This window comes from Streptomyces polyasparticus, assembly GCF_014493765.1.
Taxonomy (GTDB): Bacteria; Actinomycetota; Actinomycetes; order Streptomycetales; family Streptomycetaceae; genus Streptomyces; species Streptomyces polyasparticus.
This window is the reverse complement of the sequence record NZ_JACTVJ010000028.1, coordinates 1-17505: the sequence shown is the minus strand read 5'-3', so window position 1 is coordinate 17505 and position 17505 is coordinate 1. Positions and strand designations below refer to the sequence as shown.

Below are 17505 nucleotides of genomic sequence, written 5' to 3'. Positions count from 1 at the left end.
CCCCCGCCATGAGGTCCGCCGCCCGGATCAACTGGGGAAAACCCCACCACGGTGGCGACGGCCTGCTCACCCCCGAAGAGGCAACCCCTAGACTCCCGTGCGTACAGATCGTCGAACGGGGCGCAGACAACTGCAGCGAGATGAGGGAGCGAGGTCCGGACGTGCCGGAACCAACAGGTAGTTCACCGCTTCTCGCCGCCGACGCCGATGCGGTCGCGGCCGGCTACTTCGACAGCTACTCCGTGGTCGGCCTGCTCGCCGTCGTCGGGGTGCTCTTCGTCGCGGTCGCGTTCGGGGCGGGCAAGCTGTTGCGGCCCGTCGTACCGACGCAGGAGAAATTCCTGACGTACGAGTGCGGGGTCGACCCCGTCGGCGAGGGCTGGGCGCACACCCAGGTCCGCTACTACGTCTACTCGTTCCTGTACGTGATCTTCGCCGTGGACTCCATCTTCCTGTTCCCCTGGGCCACGGTCTTCGCCGCAAGCGGATACGGCTGGGCGACGCTCGTGGAGATGTTCATCTTCCTGGGCTTCCTCGCCATCGGCCTGCTGTACGCATGGAAGAAGGGCGTCCTCACATGGACGTGACACCCGCCTCCGCGGGGCCCGTGGATCTGCCGGCCCCGAAGCTCGGCCCGCTGGCGCGCCTGGCTCCGCAGCCGATGAAGGTGGTCCTCAACTGGGGCCGCCGCTACAGCCTGTGGGTCTTCAACTTCGGCCTGGCCTGCTGCGCGATCGAGTTCATCGCCGCGTCCATGGCCCGCCACGACTTCATCCGGCTCGGCGTGATCCCCTTCGCGCCGGGCCCGCGCCAGGCGGACCTGATGATCGTCTCCGGAACGGTGACGGACAAGATGGCGCCCGCGGTGAAGCGCCTGTACGAGCAGATGCCCGAGCCCAAGTACGTGATCTCCTTCGGCGCCTGCTCCAACTGCGGCGGCCCCTACTGGGATTCGTACTCCGTGACCAAGGGCGTCGACCAGATCATCCCCGTCGACGTCTACGTGCCCGGCTGCCCGCCGCGGCCCGAGGCGCTGCTGCAGGGGATTCTCAAGCTCCAGGAGAAGATCGCGCGGGAGTCGCTCGGTGAGCGCTATGCGGCGCCCGCTTCCACGGCGGCGCTGCAGAGCGGTCTGGTGAAGCCGCCCGTGGCGGATTCCGGGGAGGGCACCAAGTGACGGGTTGGCTTCCCGGCGAGGTGACCGAGCTGTTCGGTCCGGACGCGACGGCCGAGGAGGCGTACGACCTCCTGACGGTCGACGTCCCCGCCGACTCCTGGATCTCCGCGCTCACGGTCGCGCGCGACATCCTCGGCTGCACGTATTTCGACTGGCTGAGCGCCGTCGACGAGCCGGGCACGGGCTTCCGTGTCTGCGCGCATGTGGCGGCTCTGCATCCCGTACGCCGCCTCCTCGTCCGTACGACGGTTCCGCATGCCTCCGCCCGGCTCGCCTCGGCGATCTCGGTGTACGCGGGCGCGGGCTGGCACGAGCGCGAGACGCACGAAATGTTCGGCGTGGACTTCACCGACCACCCGGGGCTCGACCCGCTGCTGCTCCCGGACGGTTTCGAGGGCCATCCGCTGCGCAAGGACTTCGTGCTTGCCGCGCGGGTCGTGAAGGCGTGGCCGGGCGCGAAGGAGCCGGGGGAGTCCGAGCACGGCGGGCCCAAGCGGCGCCAGATGCTGCCGCCGGGCGTCCCGGACCCCAACGAGTGGGGCCCCCTGAAGGGCCAGCTCCCGCCCGCACCGGCGCGTCCGGCGCGTGGGGCGGGACGAGCTGCGGGCGCGGGTGCGCGTGCGGCCGGGGCAGGTGCCGGTGCCGCAGCTGCGGGGGAGCGGCCGGTACGGCGGGCGCGGAGTGCGAGCGAAGGATCGGCGAGCCAGGGAGCGGCCGCGGTGGGCACACCGCCGGCGGCCGAGGACACCGGGACGCCGGAGGCGGCGCCTCGTCCGCGTCGTACCCGCAGCGTGAGCGAGGGCTCGGCGAGCCAGGCCGGTACGGGCACGCCCGCTCCTCCGCGCCGCAACCGCACCGCGAGCGAGGGCTCGGCGAGCCAGACGGGCACGGCATCCGACGCCCCCTGGCACAACCCGCGCGCGGCCTTCGACGAACCGGGCACGTCGGCGGGCGCGCCGGCTGAACCGGGCACGTCGGCTGAACCGGGCACGTCGGCGGGCGCGCCGGCTGAACGGGACACGTCGGCGCCCGCATCGGCGGGCACGCCTGCTCAACCGGATGCGTCTGCCGAAGCGGCCCCGTCCGCCGAAGCGGCGAAACCCGCCGAAGCGGCCAAACCCTCCGAGCCGGCTCCCGAGCCCGACCCGGCCCCGGCTGCCGCATCTGAGCCGGCTCCCGAGCCCGACCCGGCCCCGGCTGCGGCACCTGAGCCGGCTCCCGCGCCGGCCCCGGAACCCGCGCCGGCCGCCGAGCCCGCCCCGGAGTCCGCCCCCGACAGCGACCCCGACCCCACCACCGAACCCCCCGCCGGAGGCGACCGCGCATGAACGACGTACTCGACGTCGCCCTGCGACTGCTCGTCGTCTTCGTCGTGTTCCTGACCTTCCCCCTCATCGTCGGCCAGACCGAGCACAAGGTCATGGCCCATATGCAGGGCCGGCTCGGACCGATGTACGCGGGCGGCTTCCACGGCTGGGCGCAGCTGATCGCCGACGGCGTGAAGTTCGCGCAGAAGGAGGACGTCGTCCCGGCGGACGCCGACCGCCGTGTCTTCCAACTCGCCCCCGCCGTCGCCCTCCTGCCCTACCTCCTCGTCCTGGTCGCGATCCCGATCGGCCCGGGCGAGGGCGCGGTCGGCCAGGTCGTCGACGCCGGCATCTTCTTCGTGCTCGCCGTGATGGGCGTCGGCGTCCTCGGCTCGCTGATGGCCGGCTGGGCGTCCGCCAACAAGTTCTCCCTCCTCGGCGGCCTGCGCACCGCCGCCCAGCTCCTCGCGTACGAGCTCCCGATGCTGCTCGCCGCCGCCTCCGTCGCGATGGCGGCCGGCACGGTCTCGCTGCCCGGGATCCTCAACGCCTTCGAGTGGTGGTGGCTGCCCTGGCAGATCGTCGGCGCGCTGGTGTTCTTCGTGGCCGGCCTCGCCGAACTGCAGCGCCCGCCCTTCGACATGCCGGTGGCCGACTCGGAGATCATCTTCGGCGCGTACACCGAGTACACCGGCCTGCGCTTCGCTCTCTTCCTCCTCGCCGAGTACGCCGGAATCGTCGTGCTCTGCGGTCTGACCGCCGTCCTGTTCCTCGGCGGCTGGCACGGTCCCTGGGGCGCCGACGGCCTCGGCTGGCTCTGGACCCTGCTCAAGACCGGCATCCTCGCCTTCCTCGTGATCTGGCTCCGCGTGAGCTACCCGCGGCTGCGAGAGGACCAGCTGCAGAAGCTCGCCTGGACCGTCCTCGTCCCGCTCGCGCTCGCGCAGATCGCGCTCACCGGCATCGTGAAGGTGGCGATCAACTAGTGGCTCCCATCCCCGGCAGCGGCCTGGCCAAGGGCCTGGCCGTCACCCTCCGCACGATGACGAAGAAGACCGTCACCGCGCAGTACCCCGACGTTCAGCCCGCACTCCCGCCCCGTACGCGCGGAGTGATCGGCCTGTTCGAGGAGAACTGCACGGTCTGCATGCTCTGCGCCCGCGAGTGCCCCGACTGGTGCATCTACATCGACTCCCACAAGGAGACGATCCCGGCCGCGACCCCCGGCGGCCGCGAGCGCAGCCGCAACGTGCTCGACCGCTTCGCCATCGACTTCTCCCTCTGCATGTACTGCGGTATCTGCATCGAGGTCTGTCCTTTCGACGCGCTCTTCTGGTCACCGGAGTTCGAGTACGCGGAGACGGACATCCACGAACTCACCCACGAGCGCGACAAGCTCCGCGAGTGGATGTGGACCGCGCCCGCACCGCCGGCGCTCGACGAAGCCGCCGAGGAGCCCAAGGAGCTGGCCGCGGCCCGCAAGGCGGCGGAGAAGCTCGCCGCCGAACAGGCCGCCGCGGCCCAGGAGTCCGAGCAGCCCACCGCCGCGCCCCGGCCAGGGGAGGACCAGGCATGATCCTCGCCTCCGCCCCGCAGAGCCTGCTCGCCGCGACCGCCCCCCAGGGCTTCCTCTCGCCCACCGGTGTGGAGATCGCGTTCGTCCTCGTCGGCATCGCCACGCTCGGCGCCGCGGTCATCACCGTGACCACGCGGCAGCTGGTGCACGCCGCCCTGTGGCTGGTCGTCGCGCTCGGCGGGCTCGCCGTCGAGTACCTCCTGCTTACCGCCGAATTCATCGCCTGGGTGCAGGTGTTGATCTACGTCGGTTCCGTGGTCGTCCTCCTGTTGTTCGGTCTGATGCTCACGAGGGCCCCCATCGGCCGCTCCCCGGACGCCGATTCGGGCAACCGCTGGGTCGCCCTCGCGGTCGCCGTCGCCTCGGCGGCCGCCCTGGTCTGGGTCGTCGTCGACGCCTTCCGTACGCAGTGGATCGACCTCGACGGTGCGGTCCAGGGCTCGACCGAAGTCACCGGCTCGATCCTGTTCCGCCACTGGGTGCTCCCCTTCGAGGCCCTGTCGGTTCTCCTCCTCGCAGCCCTGGTCGGCGCGATCGTCCTTTCCCGCAAGAACGGCGAGAACGGCGAGAACGGCGAGACCGAGGCCGGGGCCGGGACAGAGCCCCCGACCGCGACCGCGACCGAGACCGCGAGATCAGTGACCCCGGACAAGGAGCAGCGCTGATGCACCTCGCCTATCCCGCCGTGCTCTCCGCGCTGCTCTTCTGCGTGGGCCTGTACGGAGTGCTCGCGCGGCGCAACGCGATCCTGGTCCTGATGTCCGTCGAGCTGATGCTCAACGCGGTCAACCTCAACCTCGTCGCCTTCGACGTCTGGCTGCGCGACGCCCTGCACGCCGGCCAGGCCCTCACCCTCTTCACGATCGCCATCGCCGCCGCCGAGATCGGCATCGGCCTCGCGATCGTGCTGATGGTCTACCGCAACCGCGGCAGCTCGGACGTCGACCGGCTGCGCGACACCGCCGAGGGCCACGGCCCCGGCGAAGGCCCGGACACCGACGCACCCGAAGCCGCACCGGCACACACCACAGAGGCCGCCGCGTGACGACCACGACCCTCGCCGTTCTCGTACCCCTCCTTCCGTTCCTGGGCGCCGTCTTCGGTCTGCTCCTGGGCCGCAAGGCCCCCGGGTTCGTCCGCCCGCTCGCGATCCTGCCCACGCTGACCGCGCTCGCTCTCGCCGTGGTCGTGGCCGTGCGCCAGGGCGGTGACCAGGCGATCGACGCGGCCACCGAGCTCACCCCGACGGGTTCGGTCCCGATCGAACTCGCCCTCCACCTGGACGGGTTCGCGGTCCTCACCGCCGTCCTGGTCGGTGTGGTCGCCTCGTGCGTGCAGATCTACTCGACGGCGTATCTGCGCGAGGACCCGCGCTACCCCTCGTATGCCGCCCTGGTCTCGCTGTTCACCTCCGCGATGCTGCTCGTCGTCTGGTCGGGCGACCTGATGGTGCTCCTGGTCGGCTGGGAGATCATGGGCATCTGCTCGTACTTCCTGGTCGGCCACTACTGGGAGACCCCCGAGGCGCGCGCCGCGTCCCTGAAGGCCTTCCTGGTCACCAAGCTCGGCGATGTCCCCTTCCTGATCGGTCTGTTCGCGCTCGCCGCGGACGCCGGCTCGTTCCGGATCACGACGATCCTGGGCAAGGTCGCGGACGGCGGCCTGGACCACCCGACCCTGATCGCCCTGCTCCTGCTCGCCGGTGTGGCCGGCAAGTCGGCGCAGTTCCCGCTGCACACATGGCTGCCCGACGCGATGGCCGGCCCCACGCCCGTCTCCGCACTGATCCATGCCGCGACGATGGTCGCCGCCGGTGTCTACTTCGTGGCCCGTCTCCTCCCGGTGTTCGCCGCCTCCGCGGCGGCCCTGGTCGTGCTCGCCGTCATGGCCGCCGTGACCATGGCCGGTTCGGCGCTCGCCGCGCTCGCACAGGACGACATCAAGCGCGTCCTCGCGTACTCGACGATCGGCCAGCTCGGCTACATGACCGGCGCACTCGCGGTCGGCGACCGCGGCGCCGGCGCCTTCCACCTCCTGTCCCACGGCGCCTTCAAGGCGCTGCTCTTCCTCGCCGCGGGCGTGATCATCCACGCCGCGGGCACCAACTCCCTTGCCGCCATGTCCCGTATGGGCGGCCTGAAGGACCGCGTCCCCGACGCCTTCTGGACGATGACCGTGGCGCTGCTCGCGCTCGCCGCGATCCCGCCCTTCAGCGGCTTCTTCTCCAAGGAGGCCGTCCTCGGTGCCGCGGAGCACACCGCCACCGGGCACGGCGAGTTCGCCCCCGCCACGGCGGGCTGGATCGTCCTCGTCGCCGGCCTGGTCACGGCCCTGCTCACCGCCGCGTACGCGACGCGCCTGTGGCTCCTCGCCTTCCGCGGCTCGGGCCCGGCCGCCCCCGACCACGGCAGGCAGCCGCTCGCCATGACCTCGGTCCTGTGGGTCCTGGCCATCCCCTCCCTCGCCGCAGGCCTGACCTACGGCGTGCTCCCGGACTGGTTCGACGGCGTCGACCTGACCCCGACGCTCACCACCTCCGTACTCGCCACGGGCCTCGCCCTGGTCGGCGTGATCGTCACCTACGGCGCCTGGCGCCACAGCTCGGCCATGGCCGCCCGCGCACCCCTCGGCCCCGACGGACGCCCGGCGCCCCTGGGCCCCGACGGCCACGCGGCATCCGCCGGCCTGGGCGGCCGCGAGCCCCTCGGCGCCGTGGCAGCCCACCCCGAGGACGGCCCCGCCGCCACCGAGGCGGAAGCCATCACCGCCCACACCCCCGTTTACGGCTCGATCGCGGAAGCCCCGGACTCGGCCGACCCCGGCCGCCTCCTGCTCGGCCCTCTGCACCGGGCCGCGGCCACCGGCTTCCACCTCGACAAGGTCTACGCGGCCCTGTTCGTCCGCCCCACCCAGGCCGCCGCCCGCGTGGTCCGCTTCCTGGACCGCGAGGTCGTCGACACCTACGTACGCGGGGCGGGCAACGCGGCCAACCTCCTCGGCGCCGTGGTCAGGAAGGCCCAGACCGGAAACGTGCAGACCTACTTGAGCGCCCTGCTCGCCGGCTCGGTCGTCCTCGCCGTCGCCGCCGTCCTCGTCGCAGCGGGAGCCTGAGCCGTGATCGATATCAGCGAGTCCGTGATGCAGTTCCTTCTGGCATTGATCGTGGCCGGGCCGCTCATCGGCGCCGCCGCGGCCCTCCTGCCCGCCCCGCCCGGGCTGAAGGGGGAGTCCCCGGACCAGGCCGTGCTTCGGCACGGCGTGACCGTCACCGGCGTCATCCTCATCGCCGCCGTGGTCCTCGCCCTCGGCTTCGACCACGACCACCCGGCCACGATGCAGGCCACGACCGACATCAGCTGGATCCCGGCACTGGACGTGCGGATCCACCTCGGTGTCGACGGCATCTCGCTCCCCCTCCTCGTACTGACCGCGCTCCTGACTTTCCTCTGCGCGCTGTACAGCTACTTCAAGATGCCAACGGGCCCTTCCCCCAAGGCATTCGTCGCCCTCCTCCTGGTCCTGGAGTCGGGCACCCTCGCCACCTTCGCCGTCCTCGACCTGCTCCTGTTCTTCCTGGCGTTCGAGATGGTCCTCATCCCGATGTACTTCCTCATCGCACGGTGGGGCGGCGCCCAACGCGCCCAGGCCGCCTGGAAGTTCATCCTCTACACGCTGCTCGGCTCCGTCGTGATGCTGCTCGGACTCCTGCTCATCGGCCTGAAGTCCGGCACCTTCGACATGCTCGCACTCGCCACTGACAACGGCCGTGGACTGACCACATCCGTGCAGGTCATCGCCGTATTGGCGATCGGCATCGGCCTCGCCGTGAAGACCCCGATGTGGCCCCTGCACAGCTGGCTCCCGGACGCCCACACCGCCGCGCCCACCGTCGGCTCGGTGCTTCTCGCGGGCGTCCTGCTCAAGATGGGCACGTACGGGTTCGTCCGCATCCTGCTGCCCGTCGCCCCGGACGGCATGCGGGAGTTCGCGCCCTACCTCGCCGCCTTCGCGGTCGTCGGCATCATCTACGGATCGCTCGCCTGCCTGGCCCTCGCCAAGCAAGGTGCCAAGGGCGACCTGAAGCGCCTCATCGCGTACTCCTCCGTGGGCCACATGGGCTTCGTGCTCCTCGGCATCGCCACCATGACCCCGACCGGCGTGAACGGCGCGCTCTTCGCCAACATCGCCCACGGCCTCATCACCGGCCTGCTCTTCTTCCTGGTCGGCGCCCTCAAGGACCGCACCGGCACCACCGACCTGGACGCCCTCGCGGGCCGCACGGGCCAGGCCCTCTACGGCAAGGCCCCCCGCTTCGGCGCCCTGCTCGCCTTCGGCGCCGTCGCCTCGCTCGGGCTCCCCGGCCTCGCCGGTTTCTGGGGCGAAATGCTGGCCCTGTTCGGCGCGTTCAGGCCCGCCGAGGACCTCAGCCGCCCGGCGTTCCTCACCTTCATGGCCATCGCCGCGTTCGGCACGCTGCTGACCGCCGCGTACATGCTCATCGTCGTACGCCGGGTCTGCATGGGGGACACCACGGAACGCCCCCAGGAGTTGGCCGACATCCAGGGCTACGAGTTCGCCGCCTGGACCCCGCTCGCCGCACTCACCGTTCTCGCCGGACTCTGGCCCGCGCTGCTGCTCGGCCTCACCGACCCGGCCGTGCAGAAGCTCCTCGCAGGAGGCAAGGCATGAGCAGCACCCTCGCGGCCGCGAGCCTCGTCCAGTCCGTCGACTGGACCGCCGTCGCCCCGCCCACCATCGCGGCGGTCGTCGGCCTCGCCGTCCTGGTCGCCGACCTGTTCGTACCGCAGGGCAAGAAGCCCCTCCTGGGCTGGATCTCCCTGGCCGGCCTGACCGCCGCCCTCGCCTCGCTCCTGCTGCTCCTCGACGGCGACCGCGAGACCTTCTGCCTCACATCCGACGCCGGCGTCTGCAGCTACACCGCCGACCGCTTCACCGTCGTCATCCAGCTCCTGGTCCTGGCCGGCGCGCTCCTGACCGCGCTGCTGTCCGTAACCCCTTTGAAGAACAAGGAACTTCCGGCAGGCGAGTACTGGTTCCTGCTGCTCTCCTCGGCCGCGGGCGCCGCCCTGCTCCCCGCATCCCGCGACCTCGCCACCCTCGTCGTCGCCCTCGAAGTGGCCTCGCTCCCGGCGTTCGCCCTGGTCGGCCTGCGCCGCGGCGACCGACGCTCCTCCGAGGCGGCCCTCAAGTTCTTCCTCTCCTCGGTCACCGCCACCGCCGTCACCCTCCTGGGCGTCAGCTTCGTGTACGCGGCCACCGGCACCCTGCACCTCACCGAAGTGGCCGCGAAGCTCACCGCGGTCGACGGCGACCTGCAGACCCTCGCCCGCACGGGCGTCGCCCTCACCCTCGTCGGCTTCGCCTTCAAGACGGCCGCCGTCCCCTTCCACTTCTGGGTCCCCGACACCTACATCGGCGCCCCGCTGCCGGTCGCCGCCTACCTCTCGGTGGTCGGCAAGGCCGTCGGCTTCACCGGCCTCATCCTGGTGACGGTCGTCGCCTTCCCCTCGTACGCGGATGTCTGGGCCCCCGCGCTCGCGGTGCTCGCCGCCCTCACCATGACCGCGGGCAACGTCGCCGCCCTGCGCCAGCAGGCCGGCCGCGCCTTCAGCGCCGTACGTCTGCTCGCCTGGTCCTCGGTCGGCCAGGCCGGCTATCTCCTGGTCCCGATCGCGGCCGCGGGCTATGTGGACGATCCGGCGGACGCCATCGGCGCCACCGTCGCGTACGCCCTGATGTACGCCGCCGTGAACCTCGGCGCCTTCGCCGTGGCCGCCCTGGTGGCCCGTACGGCCCCCGAGAACCGCCTCAGCGACTACCGCGGCCTGTACGCGCGCCACCCCCTCGCCGCCCTGGCCCTCGGCTTCTTCCTGCTCTGCCTGGCCGGCCTGCCGCCGGGCATCATCGGCCTGTTCGCCAAGGTCACCGTCTTCCAGGCCGCGGTCGACGCGGGCCTCGGCTGGCTCGCGGTCGTCATGGCACTCAACGTCGTGATCGCGCTCTACTACTACCTGCGCTGGACGGCGGTCCTCTTCCGCGCCCCCGAGGACGAGGCGCCCGTGCGTGCCGTCCCCCACGCCCCCGCACGCGCCGTGCCCTTCCCGCTCACGGCGGCCATCGCGCTCACCGCCGTGGCCGGCATCGTCCTGTCCGGCGCCCCGCAGATGGTGCTGCGCTTCTCGGAGACGGTCCTCTTCTAGCGCGCCCGCCCGCAGGGACCGTCTCACCCGTTCAGTCCAGCCCTCCCGGCCAGCGGCCGGGGAACTCCACCTTCCCGCCTGGCGTTGACCAGGCAGGGAGGGTCCACTGGAAAGTGGAAGCCAGTCAGCAAAGGGTTCCCCTGCCGCACCACCAGGAGGGCGCAGTCGTGCACCGCCGTACCAACGGTCTGAAGACCGCCGCCTTGCTCGGGGGACTGTCCGCGCTCATCCTCGTCATCGGCAGCTTCTTCGGCCGTACGGGACTGATCGTCGCGCTGCTCGTGGCGCTGGGCACCAATGCGTACGCGTACTGGAACAGCGACAAGCTCGCCCTCAAGGCGATGCGTGCCCGCCCGGTCAGCGAGTTCGAGGCGCCCCAGCTCTACCGGATGGTCCGCGAGCTCTCCACCCAGGCCCGCCAGCCCATGCCGCGCCTGTACATCTCGCCGACCGAGGCGCCGAACGCCTTCGCCACCGGCCGCAATCCCCGCAATGCCGCGGTCTGCTGCACCGAGGGCATCCTGCGCATCCTCGACGAGCGCGAGCTGCGCGGCGTCATCGGCCACGAGCTCAGCCACGTCTACAACCGCGACATCCTGATCTCCTCGGTGGCCGGTGCCCTGGCCTCCGTGATCATGTTCCTGGTCAACTTCGCCTGGCTGATCCCGTCAGGCGGCAACAGCAACCGCGAGGGCCCGGGCATCTTCGGGATGCTCCTGATCATGCTGCTCGGCCCCATCGCCGCCTCCGTGATCCGCCTGGCGATCAGCCGCTCGCGCGAGTACGAGGCGGACGCGTCGGGAGCCCAGCTCACCGGCGACCCGCTCGCGCTGGCCGACGCGCTGCGCAAGCTCGACGCCGGCACCAAACAGCTGCCGCTGCCGCCCGAGCCCAAGATCGAGGCGGCCAGCCACATGATGATCGCCAACCCCTTCCGCCCGGGGCAGGGCATGTCCAAACTGTTCTCCACGCACCCGCCCATGGCCGAGCGCATCGCCCGCCTGGAGCAGATGGCCGGCCGCCAGCGGTGACGGACGAGACGGTGACGTACGCGATCAGGGTCGAGTCAGGGTTCCCACCGGGATCCGGGCTCGGCCCGTCCGCGTCCTAGAGAGCAGACAACGTCAGCGAACAGCGGAGGCAGGTCGCCCGAAGTGAAGACCATCCTGAACATCATCTGGCTCGTCCTGAGCGGTTTCTGGCTCTTCCTGGGCTATCTCCTCGCGGGCGTGATCCTGTGCATCACGATCATCGGCATCCCGTTCGGCATAGCCGCGTTCCGTATCGGCGTTTACGCGCTCTGGCCCTTCGGCTACACGACAGTCGAGAAGCGTGACGCCGGCGCCCCGTCCTGCGTGGGCAACGTCCTGTGGCTGATCCTGGCCGGCTGGTGGCTGGCCCTCGCCCACATCGTCACGGGCGTCCTGCAGTGCATCACGATCATCGGCATCCCGCTGGGCATCGCCAACTTCAAGCTCATCCCGGTGTCGCTGATGCCGCTCGGCCGCGACATCGTGCGCACGGACGAGGCGTTCGCGGCAACGGGGCGCTGGTAGGGGCTTCCGGACGGGGCGCGGGGGAGTTGATCACTTCCGTACGGGAACGAGGGTTCGCCGTACGAAGAACACTCCCGCACCCACCGCGATCACCGCCGCGCCCCACACCACCGACGACAGCGGAAGCGTGGCCGCGAGCGCCAGGCACCCGACGAGCCCCAGCACGGGCAGCGCCCGGTCCCTCAGGCGCGAACCGAGCGTCCACGCCGACGCGTTGGCGATCGCGTAGTAGAGCAGCACTCCGAAGGACGAGAACCCGATCGCCGCCCGCAGATCGGCCGTGGCGGCGAGCACCGCCACCACCGCACCCACCGCGATCTCGGCCCGCTGCGGCACCTGGAAGCGCGGATGCACGGCCGCGAGCACACCGGGCAGATGCCGGTCACGGGCCATGGCGAGCGTCGTCCGCGACACCCCGAGGATCAGCGCGAGCAGCGAACCCAGCGCGGCGACGGCCGCCCCGATCCGTACGACGGGGGCGAGAGCAGAGGCCCCGGCTGCCCGTACCGCATCGACCAGCGGGGCAGTCGTGCCGGCCAGACCGCCCGTACCGAGCACGGAGACGACCGCGAGCGCGACCGCCGCATACACGACGAGCGCGATGCCGAGTGCGAGCGGGATCGCCCGCGGGATGGTCCGCGCGGGATCCCGCACTTCCTCGCCCAGGGTGGCGATCCGCGCGTACCCGGCGAAGGCGAAGAACAGCAGCCCGGCACTCTGCAGCACCCCGCCGAATCCGCCGGGGGACCCCGCCGTACCGCTCTGCGAGCTGCTGAGACAGGCCACGACCACGGCGGCGAGCACGCCGAGCACGACCGCGACGATCACCCGGTTCATCCAGGCGGCCTTCTGAACCCCCAGACAATTCAGCGCGGTCAGGACCACCACCGCCCCGACCGCCACCGCGTGCGCCTGCCCGGGCCACACATAGGCGCCGACGGTCAGCGCCATCGCCGCACACGAAGCGGTCTTTCCGACGACGAACGCCCACCCGGCGAGATAACCCCAGAACTCCCCGAGCCGCTCACGCCCGTAGACATACGTCCCGCCCGCGACGGGATACAGGGCCGCGAGCCGGGCCGAAGCCGTGGCATTGCAGTAGGCGACGAACCCGGCGATCGCCAGGCCGTAGAACAGCCCGGACCCGGCGGCATCGGCCGCGGGCCCGAGCGCCGCGAAGATTCCCGCCCCGACCATGGCCCCGAGCCCGATGCCGACCGCGTCGAACAGCCCGAGAGTCCGCCGCAGCGCCGGTACGGGCCCGGCTGCCGGCTGCCCCGGTGTCGTACGCCGCTGTGTCGTACGCCGCTGTGCCGTACGCCGCTGTGTCATACGCCGCGCCCGGCTGCCGACTGCCCCTGTGTCATACGCCGCACCCTACTGACGGCCGCAACCAGGCCACGGCCGGCACCCGTCTCTGTTCACGGGACCGCAAACCGGATATCGCGCCGACGCAGTCGTCCCTTCACCCGTGCTCCAGAAAGGCGGCTCACACCATGGGCATCCTCGCGTGGCTCGTCCTCGGGCTCTTCGCCGGCGCCATCGCCAAGATCCTGCTGCCCGGCCGCGACCCGGGCGGCCTCATCGGCACCACCTTCATCGGCATCGCCGGCGCCTTCCTGGGCGGCTGGGGCTCGGCCCACTTCCTCGACCGCCCCATCACCACGGACTTCTACGACACGGCCACCTGGCTCTCCGCCATCGCGGGCTCCCTGGCCCTGCTGATCGCGTACCGGATCCTGTTCGGCCATTCGCGGTCGCGGCGCTGAGGCGGCCGACGGGCCGGGGCATGCGCAAGGGGCGGCGGGGACGCCAAGGGGGTGGGCGGCATGCGACCGGTGCAGCCGGCATGAGACAGGTGCGGCGGACATGAGACAGGTGCGGCGGACATGAGACAGGGGCGGTACGAGAAATCTCGTACCGCCCCTGATCCCGCCCCTGATCGTGGGCCTGAACGCCGCGTCCTCAGCGGTAGTTCACGAACTGCAGCGCGAAGTCGAAGTCCTGGCTCTTGAGCAGCGCCTGCACGGCCTGCAGGTCGTCGCGGCTCTTCGAGCTGACACGCAGCTCCTCGCCCTGGACCTGGGCCTTGACGCCCTTGGGACCCTCATCGCGGATGATCTTCGCTACCTTCTTCGCGTTCTCCTGCGTGATGCCCTCCTGGATGGAGGCGAAGATCTTGTACTCCTTGCCGGACAGCTGCGGCTCACCGGCGTCCAGCGCCTTCAGCGAGATACCGCGCTTGACCAGCTTGGACTGGAAGACGTCGAGGATGGCGGTGACGCGGTCCTCGGAGTTGGCCTCCATGAGGATCTTCTCGCCGGACCAGGAGATGGAGGCACCGACGTTCTTGAAGTCGTAGCGCTGGGAGATCTCCTTGGCGGCCTGGTTGAGGGCGTTGTCGACCTCCTGCCGCTCGACCTTCGAGACGATGTCGAAACTGGAGTCGGCCATGTCCTGTGGCTCCTTGCGTAGGGATGCGTACGGCTTACGGATATGCCGCAAAGCCTAGCCACCCGGCCAGGCCCCAGGTGCCGATCAATCGGGTGGCGGAGCACCCCCGGTCATCAGGTATCGTTTACGTCGTTGCCACGGAGCACCGCGCAAGCGGAACATCCGGGGCGGCATCCCCGGCGGTGTGCCCGAGCGGCCAAAGGGAGCAGACTGTAAATCTGCCGGCTCAGCCTTCCCAGGTTCGAATCCTGGCGCCGCCACATGAAGGTAGACCCCCTCCGATCTGCGGAAACGTGGATGGGAGGGGGTTTCTTCGTGCGTGTGTCCTCGTCCGTCCCCGGACTTGCGCAGGCCTTGATCCCGAGCGCCGGTGATCGTTCTAATCGCCGGATGCCGACCACTGAACCCGCCCTGGGAACCGTCACCGCGCCGTCCGGTGTGCTCGTTCTGGGGATGGCGTCCTGGATCGACCACTGGCCGCAGCTCGGCGCCGGCCTGTCGGCACGCGCGATACCGGCGGCCGCGACAGGAGGCGCTCACATCCGGGACGGGAGCCGTACTCCGGTGGACCATCCCGCCCTGTGCCGGTGACAACGAGGACGGAGCACGGCCTTGATCTCTGGTGAGCGGCTCGACTCCGCGTGGGTGCGCAGCTGGTGCGAGCGGACCTCAGCGGCGCTTGAAGCGCTGCAGACCTCGTTTGCCGAGCGGCACGGCTTCCCACCCGGGGAGAACGCCGTCCTCCTGGCAACTGACGGGAGCAGCAAGGCGACGGGTGCGCTCGTGGACCTCACGCCGATCCCTTCCGATCTGACCACGCTGTACTGGGTGCTTTCCGAGGTCTCCATGCCGGATGTCGGCTGCGGGTACTTCATCCACTCGCCCGCGACGGTCGACGCGCATTTCCGCGAGCACGGCTCCGTACGGCTCGATGACGAGATGCCCGCGCTCGTCTTTGCCGGCGACGGCGGCGGTCATCTGTTCGCCGTGGCCGGCAGTGGCCGCGTATGGAAGTCGGCCTCGGCTTCCTGGTGCGACGACTTCCGCCCCGTGGCTTGCGGCATTCAGGAGTTCCTCGAGCAACTCAGCCAAGAGATCACGGACCAGAACTGACCGTTTCCGGCTCGCGGACGGGCTTGACTCTCAGGTAACGCGAGACGGCACAGTTAGAGCCGTGGACAGGAGAAACCTGCTGCCGATCGGGCAGTTCTCGCAGGCAAGCGGCCTCTCGGTCACCGCACTTCGGCACTACGACGTCAGTGGAGTGCTGGTGCCGACGTTCGTCGATCCGGTGAGCGGCTACCGGTACTACGCGCGCGACCTGGTGCGCACGGCGCAATCGATCAGGGCGTTGCGGCAGTTGGACATCCCTGTCGAAGAGGTGCGCCGGCTGCTCGGCGGTGGCGATGAGGCACTGGCCGCCGCCCTGCATGAGCATCTGCGGGCGGCCGAGCGGCGGTTGGAAGTGCAGCGTTCCGCGGTCCACAGCCTGCTGAGCCGACTCACTGAAGGAGCCGAGATGACTCACCGTGTCACCGTGCGCCAAGGTGCCGCCGAACGGATCCTCGTACGCGGGAAAACCCTGGACGCCTCCGGGCTCGACGCCTTCCTCCGAGATGCGTACCAGGAGATGTACGAGGTCGCCGGCCGTGGCCCGCTCACCTTCACCGGGCCCGCGTTCGTCCGTTTCCATGGTGTGTGCGACGACGAGAGCGAGACGCTCGTCGAGGCCTGTCTCCCGTTCTGGGAGAAGGGTGCGCAGCCCACGGACCTGCCCGAGGGCATGACCGTCAGGGAGCTGCCCGGTATCGCCCTGGCCTGTACGGAGGTCGAAGGCGCGGCTGCCGCGTACCCGCGCATCCTCGGTGCGTACGACGCTGTCGCCGAGTGGATCACCAAGCGCGGCTTCACTTTCGTCGGCCCGGTACGGCTGGTCTCCCGCCGGTGGACCGGCAGGCCGGACGACCCGGCGAACCGCCTGGAGATCGCCTGGCCGATCGACGAAGCGCACGACGAAGCGCACGACGAAGCGATCGATGAAGCGCACGACGAGCCGAACGACGAGCCGAACGACGAGCCGAACGACGAACCAAGCGAGGGGCGTCCGGCGGCGCCGACTCCGTCGGCCTGACCGCTGCCCGCCGGTCCCGTAGCCCGACCGCTGCCCGCCGGGCCCCTCAGCGACGAGACGGAAGGGCCTGGGGGCATCCGGGCCCTTCCGGTGGTGGTCAGGCGGGCCAGACGGGCTCGCCGTCGACCCACTGGACGCGCTTGTTGCGGCACAGGCAGAACGGGTGGCCGACCGGGTCCGTGTAGACGCGCCAGCCGTAGCCCTCGTCGTTGATGAAGTCCTTGCGCAGGGTGGCGCCGAGGGCGATGAGCCGCTGTTCCTCGGCGTCGATCTCGTCGACCTCGAAGTCGAGGTGGAACTGCTTCGGGTGCTCGTCGTCGGGCCAGTTCGGGGCCCGGAAGTCCTCGACGCGCTGGAAGGCGAGCTCGATCTTGCCGAACTTGATGCCGGCCCAGTGGTCGTCGCTGCCGGGCTTGACGGGTTCGCCGGTGACTTCGGCGTAGAAGGCCGCAAGCTCCATGGGCTCGGGGCAGTCGATGATGAAATCGGTGAGCTTCAGCATGCGTTGATCTTGCCACCCGATGCCGCGACGGCGACTGGCGGATATCGGACAGGCGAGGGAGCGGACGAGGTTTTGCCGAACGGTCGACCAACGGCCGCCCCCGCCCGCATAGCTTTCTGGCATCCGTTGAACGCGATGGGCGGGCTGCTGAAGGTGCTGCGCGGGCTGCCCCGCCATGGCCGAAGCAGCCCGCGGGGAGGCATGTGATGAGTTCGGTCAACCTCGTGGAGACGGCGGGCGTGCTGCCGGCCGCCTGGAGTTCCCGCTCCGTGGGACACGTGGGAACTGCCTGCGTGAAAGTCCTGCGCATGGACGGCAGTCCGGTCCCCGAAGAGGTGCACGCGGCCGCTGAAGTGCTGCTGGTGCTCGACGGACGGCTGGAACTGCTGGTGGAGGGCGCCGAGTTCGCCGTGGAACGAGGCGAGATGTTCCGAGTGCCGGCAGGCGCCCGGCACGCCGTCGGTCCCGGCAGTCACGGAACGTTGGTGATCGTGGAGGAAGCCGGGGGGGGGTGCCCCTATGTGTTTGGTCAAGGTCCAAGGCCGCTAGGTTCGTGCGGTCGAGGGCGGGCCGAGTCGTAG

The 17505-nt window shown here is 70.6% G+C and carries 20 protein-coding genes and 1 tRNA gene; 18 read left to right on the top strand and 3 right to left on the bottom strand.

The features are described from left to right. Positions 1 to 140: 140 nt before the first annotated feature. The 12 genes from H9Y04_RS39245 (at position 141) to H9Y04_RS39190 (ending at position 11837) form a co-directional block, all read left to right on the top strand. Positions 141 to 587, top strand: coding sequence for an NADH-quinone oxidoreductase subunit A (locus H9Y04_RS39245; protein ID WP_214662087.1), 447 nt, complete (start codon positions 141 to 143; stop codon positions 585 to 587). Next, positions 578 to 1177, top strand: coding sequence for an NADH-quinone oxidoreductase subunit B (locus H9Y04_RS39240; protein WP_187819016.1), 600 nt, complete (start codon positions 578 to 580; stop codon positions 1175 to 1177). Before H9Y04_RS39245 ends, H9Y04_RS39240 begins: the two co-directional genes overlap by 10 nt. After that, positions 1174 to 2505, top strand: a complete 1332-nt coding sequence (locus H9Y04_RS39235; protein ID WP_187819015.1) for an NADH-quinone oxidoreductase subunit C — start codon at positions 1174 to 1176, stop codon at positions 2503 to 2505. Before H9Y04_RS39240 ends, H9Y04_RS39235 begins: the two co-directional genes overlap by 4 nt. Then, a complete protein-coding gene (locus H9Y04_RS39230) occupies positions 2502 to 3470 on the top strand; it encodes a complex I subunit 1/NuoH family protein (protein ID WP_187819014.1) in 969 nt (322 codons plus the stop codon). Before H9Y04_RS39235 ends, H9Y04_RS39230 begins: the two co-directional genes overlap by 4 nt. Then, a complete protein-coding gene (locus tag H9Y04_RS39225; protein ID WP_187819013.1) occupies positions 3470 to 4060 on the top strand; it encodes a NuoI/complex I 23 kDa subunit family protein in 591 nt (196 codons plus the stop codon). The genes H9Y04_RS39230 and H9Y04_RS39225 overlap by 1 nt, the downstream gene beginning before the upstream one ends. Further along, the gene (locus H9Y04_RS39220) at positions 4057 to 4725 is read left to right on the top strand and encodes an NADH-quinone oxidoreductase subunit J family protein (protein ID WP_236072006.1); all 669 of its coding nucleotides are present in this window, start codon (positions 4057 to 4059) and stop codon (positions 4723 to 4725) included. The genes H9Y04_RS39225 and H9Y04_RS39220 overlap by 4 nt, the downstream gene beginning before the upstream one ends. After that, entirely contained in the window at positions 4725 to 5105 is a 381-nt protein-coding gene (gene nuoK / locus H9Y04_RS39215) for an NADH-quinone oxidoreductase subunit NuoK (RefSeq protein WP_187819012.1), read from the top strand. Before H9Y04_RS39220 ends, nuoK begins: the two co-directional genes overlap by 1 nt. Beyond that, positions 5102 to 7171 carry an NADH-quinone oxidoreductase subunit 5 family protein gene (locus H9Y04_RS39210; protein WP_187819011.1) on the top strand — a complete coding sequence of 690 codons (2070 nt, stop codon included), beginning with the start codon at positions 5102 to 5104 and terminating at the stop codon, positions 7169 to 7171. The genes nuoK and H9Y04_RS39210 overlap by 4 nt, the downstream gene beginning before the upstream one ends. Positions 7172 to 7174: 3 nt before the next feature. Further along, complete coding sequence (locus H9Y04_RS39205) at positions 7175 to 8749, top strand: complex I subunit 4 family protein (protein ID WP_187819010.1); 1575 nt, start codon at positions 7175 to 7177, stop codon at positions 8747 to 8749. Further along, complete coding sequence (locus tag H9Y04_RS39200; RefSeq protein ID WP_187819009.1) at positions 8746 to 10281, top strand: NADH-quinone oxidoreductase subunit N; 1536 nt, start codon at positions 8746 to 8748, stop codon at positions 10279 to 10281. The genes H9Y04_RS39205 and H9Y04_RS39200 overlap by 4 nt, the downstream gene beginning before the upstream one ends. A 167-nt stretch (positions 10282 to 10448) precedes the next feature. After that, positions 10449 to 11312, top strand: a complete 864-nt coding sequence (gene htpX / locus H9Y04_RS39195; protein WP_187819008.1) for a zinc metalloprotease HtpX — start codon at positions 10449 to 10451, stop codon at positions 11310 to 11312. Positions 11313 to 11435: 123 nt separating this feature from the next. After that, positions 11436 to 11837 (top strand): YccF domain-containing protein, encoded by a 402-nt coding sequence (locus H9Y04_RS39190; protein WP_187819007.1) that lies wholly within the window; start codon positions 11436 to 11438, stop codon positions 11835 to 11837. 30 nt (positions 11838 to 11867) lie between these two features. Here H9Y04_RS39190 and H9Y04_RS39185 read toward each other — a convergent pair whose 3' ends face one another. Then, positions 11868 to 13169 (bottom strand): APC family permease, encoded by a 1302-nt coding sequence (locus H9Y04_RS39185; RefSeq protein ID WP_187819006.1) that lies wholly within the window; start codon positions 13167 to 13169, stop codon positions 11868 to 11870. A gap of 164 nt (positions 13170 to 13333) precedes the next feature. Between H9Y04_RS39185 and H9Y04_RS39180 the strand changes: the two genes are divergently transcribed. After that, positions 13334 to 13606, top strand: coding sequence for a GlsB/YeaQ/YmgE family stress response membrane protein (locus H9Y04_RS39180; RefSeq protein ID WP_187819005.1), 273 nt, complete (start codon positions 13334 to 13336; stop codon positions 13604 to 13606). Positions 13607 to 13802: 196 nt separating this feature from the next. Here the strand turns inward: H9Y04_RS39180 and H9Y04_RS39175 are convergent, their stop codons facing one another. Continuing rightward, positions 13803 to 14291 (bottom strand): YajQ family cyclic di-GMP-binding protein, encoded by a 489-nt coding sequence (locus H9Y04_RS39175; RefSeq protein ID WP_187819004.1) that lies wholly within the window; start codon positions 14289 to 14291, stop codon positions 13803 to 13805. A 178-nt stretch (positions 14292 to 14469) separates the two neighbouring features. Between H9Y04_RS39175 and H9Y04_RS39170 the strand changes: the two genes are divergently transcribed. The 4 genes from H9Y04_RS39170 to H9Y04_RS39155 all read left to right on the top strand — a co-directional run bounded on the left by H9Y04_RS39170 (position 14470) and on the right by H9Y04_RS39155 (position 16422). Next, positions 14470 to 14551, top strand: a tRNA-Tyr gene (locus H9Y04_RS39170). A 130-nt stretch (positions 14552 to 14681) separates the two neighbouring features. Next, positions 14682 to 14882, top strand: coding sequence for a hypothetical protein (locus tag H9Y04_RS39165; protein WP_187819003.1), 201 nt, complete (start codon positions 14682 to 14684; stop codon positions 14880 to 14882). A gap of 21 nt (positions 14883 to 14903) precedes the next feature. Beyond that, positions 14904 to 15404: a hypothetical protein gene (locus tag H9Y04_RS39160; protein WP_187819002.1), complete on the top strand. Its 501-nt coding sequence runs from the start codon at positions 14904 to 14906 to the stop codon at positions 15402 to 15404. A gap of 61 nt (positions 15405 to 15465) precedes the next feature. Continuing rightward, positions 15466 to 16422: a MerR family transcriptional regulator gene (locus tag H9Y04_RS39155; RefSeq protein WP_187819001.1), complete on the top strand. Its 957-nt coding sequence runs from the start codon at positions 15466 to 15468 to the stop codon at positions 16420 to 16422. A gap of 97 nt (positions 16423 to 16519) precedes the next feature. Here the strand turns inward: H9Y04_RS39155 and H9Y04_RS39150 are convergent, their stop codons facing one another. Beyond that, positions 16520 to 16924 (bottom strand): VOC family protein, encoded by a 405-nt coding sequence (locus tag H9Y04_RS39150; RefSeq protein WP_187819000.1) that lies wholly within the window; start codon positions 16922 to 16924, stop codon positions 16520 to 16522. A 206-nt stretch (positions 16925 to 17130) separates the two neighbouring features. Here H9Y04_RS39150 and H9Y04_RS39145 point away from each other — a divergent pair, with 206 nt between their 5' ends. Then, entirely contained in the window at positions 17131 to 17505 is a 375-nt protein-coding gene (locus H9Y04_RS39145) for a cupin domain-containing protein (protein WP_187818999.1), read from the top strand.